The sequence below is a fragment of the Clostridium sp. Cult1 genome (genome assembly GCF_021655095.1).
GTDB lineage: Bacteria > Bacillota > Clostridia > Tissierellales > Tepidimicrobiaceae > Schnuerera.
Genome location: NZ_PPXW01000001.1, coordinates 201,025 through 203,727, shown reverse-complemented (window position 1 = coordinate 203,727; position 2,703 = coordinate 201,025). Strand labels below are relative to the sequence as shown.

At 35.0% G+C, this 2,703-nt stretch carries 2 protein-coding genes; both read left to right on the top strand.

Annotated features, from left to right (window positions below):
- Positions 1-790 (top strand): ISL3 family transposase (locus C3E89_RS00855; protein WP_236910613.1); only part of this gene is annotated, 790 nt, incomplete at its 5' end.
- A 193-nt stretch (positions 791-983) separates the two neighbouring features.
- A complete protein-coding gene (locus C3E89_RS00850) occupies positions 984-2,378 on the top strand; it encodes a hypothetical protein (protein ID WP_272876545.1) in 1,395 nt (464 codons plus the stop codon).
- Positions 2,379-2,703 lie beyond the last annotated feature (325 nt).

Sequence of the window (2,703 nt, the reverse complement as noted above, 5' to 3'; positions counted from 1 at the left end):
TGTTATTCGTATCTTTAATCATGTTAATTATGGTACTCCTACACTACCTAAGGTTCTATGTATTGATGAGTTTAAGGGGAATGCAGAGACTGGAAAGTATCAGTGTATTCTTGTTGATGGGGAAAAGAAAAAGGTTTTAGATATTATTCCTGACAGGTGTCAAAGTGATCTTGTAAGCTACTTTAGGCAATTTTCTCGTAAGGAAAGGAATAAGGTGAAGTTCTTTGTATGCGACATGTGGCAGCCTTACGTTGATTTAGCTAAAGTATTTTTCCCTAATGCTATAATTGTTATCGATAAATACCACTTTATTAGGCATGTAACTTGGGCTATTGAAAATGTCAGGAAACGCATACAAAAATCTATGACTGCTACTCTTAGAAAATACTATAAACGGAGCAGAAAGCTAATTTTAACGCGATATCATAAGCTTAAGGATGAGAATAAAGAAGCCGTTGATTTAATGCTTTTATATAATGATGACCTACGTATTGCCCATAAACTTAAAGAATGGTTTTATGAAATCTGTCAAAGCGATAAATATTCCTACCAATGTAGGGAATTAGCTAAGTGGATTCAAAATGCAGAAAGCTCTGGAATAAAAGAGTTTGAGAAATGTGCAGCTACATATAGAAGATGGCATAAGGAAATTAAAAATGCCTTTAAATATGGTTATACTAATGGTCCAACTGAAGGTTTCAACAATAAAATCAAGGTATTAAAACGAATATCCTTTGGACTTAAAAACTTTTATAGATTTCGTAATAGGATTCTTCACTGTACTAGATAGACATCTAAAAAGTAAATATCTATATGAAACCTACATTTTAGCTAGGTTTATTTAAGTGCACCCAAAAACACGTATAGCTTTATTTTTCTCAACCATTTGGAAAATTAGGGCTAAAAATAGCAATGGAGCGGGATTTAAGAACATTCCCTGCATATTAAGGTAGTGTATAGAATTTATTAAGGGAGTGATATTATTGATAGTTGAGTTAAACGCTTTACATTGGGTTTATCTTGTTTTTACCCTCTTAATTTTGGGCTTTATGATTGCAAAGCGGGATACAACATTTATATGCATTGCAGGTATAGTACTTTTATCACTAATAGCTACAAATTCCATTTACTCATCAATAATAGCCATATTTAATAGCTTTATATATGCCATAGTTGAGCTATTAGGAACTATATTGATAATATCTGTAATAGTGGCAATGAGCTCAATTTTAACGAAAACTGGCATAAATCAAATGATGATTTCTCCTTTTGCAAAGCTTATAAAAACTCCTGCACTAGCCTATTGGGTTATAGGTATATTGATGATGATTATCTCCTGGTTTTTCTGGCCATCACCAGCAGTAGCCCTAATAGGTGTGGTTTTACTGCCTGTAGCAGTCAAAGTAGGATTACCAGCTATAGGAGTAGCCATGGCAATGAATTTATTTGGTCATGGCATAGCTCTATCTGGGGATTTTATAATTCAAGGGGCCCCTAAACTTACTGCAGATGCAGCTGGAATTCCAGTTGGAGAAGTTATATCTGCAAGTGTACCATTAGTATTTATAATGGGAATTGTGACCACAACAATAGCATATATTTTCTTAAGGAGAGATTTAAAAAATAATAAAATAAGGGGTACAGCCAATGACAACTACAGAAAGGAAGAAGTTCAAGAAGAAGGGCTGGTTTTATCACCTAAACTAAAGAGATTCTACTCTATGTTAATACCAATTCTTTTCCTAATAGATGTAGTTATAATGGTATTAGCCAATTTGCAAGGCGGCGATGCTACAGCCTTGGTTGGAGGTACAGCAGTACTGATACTTATATTAGTAACTATGACTTCATACAAAACCAGGGCTTTAGAACAGATAACAAGTCATTTGGTAGAGGGCCTTAAGTTTGGAATTCAAATATTTGGTCCCATAATTCCAATAGCAGCCTTCTTTTATATAGGTGGAGATGGTTTTGTAAGTATCATTGGAGACTATTTGCCCGCTACATCTGAAGGAATTGTTAATGATCTGGGTCTGGCCTTAGCAAGTGTAGCTCCACTTAATGCGGGAATTGGAGCTGTGACCTTAACAACCCTTGGTGCAATAACAGGCCTTGACGGGTCAGGTTTCTCAGGAATATCCTTAGCTGGTTCTGTAGCAAAGCTATTTTCAATTGCCATAGGAAGGGGAGTAGCCACCTTAACAGCCTTAGGTCAAATAGCGGCCATATGGGTTGGAGGGGGAACATTAATTCCCTGGGCTGTCATACCAGCAGCAGCCATATGTAAAGTAGATCCCTTTGAATTGACCAGAAGAAATTTCTGGCCTGTAATAATAGGTCTGGCAGTCACAACCCTGGTAGGAATCTTCCTAATGTAATACCCCAGTCTAAAACTGGGGTATATTTTCAAAACAGTTTTTATTGATATGAATAATATCTGTGGTATAATATTTATAGAAAAGTCACAATTGACTATATATTTTGAACTTGCATAAAAGTTAAGGACGGGAGTTTACTATAGGAGTTTTTTTTCAATAAGATTGTTAATTATTTAATTAACGCAATTTGACTTAAATTTTTCAAACGTAATTAAAAAATAAACAAAGGGGGGTATGATCATGAGCAGACTTAGTATTATCACAAAAGATAGGGCACAAGCAACTGTTGAAGTTCTCTATAAGGACTTAGAGAGAAGAATAATTG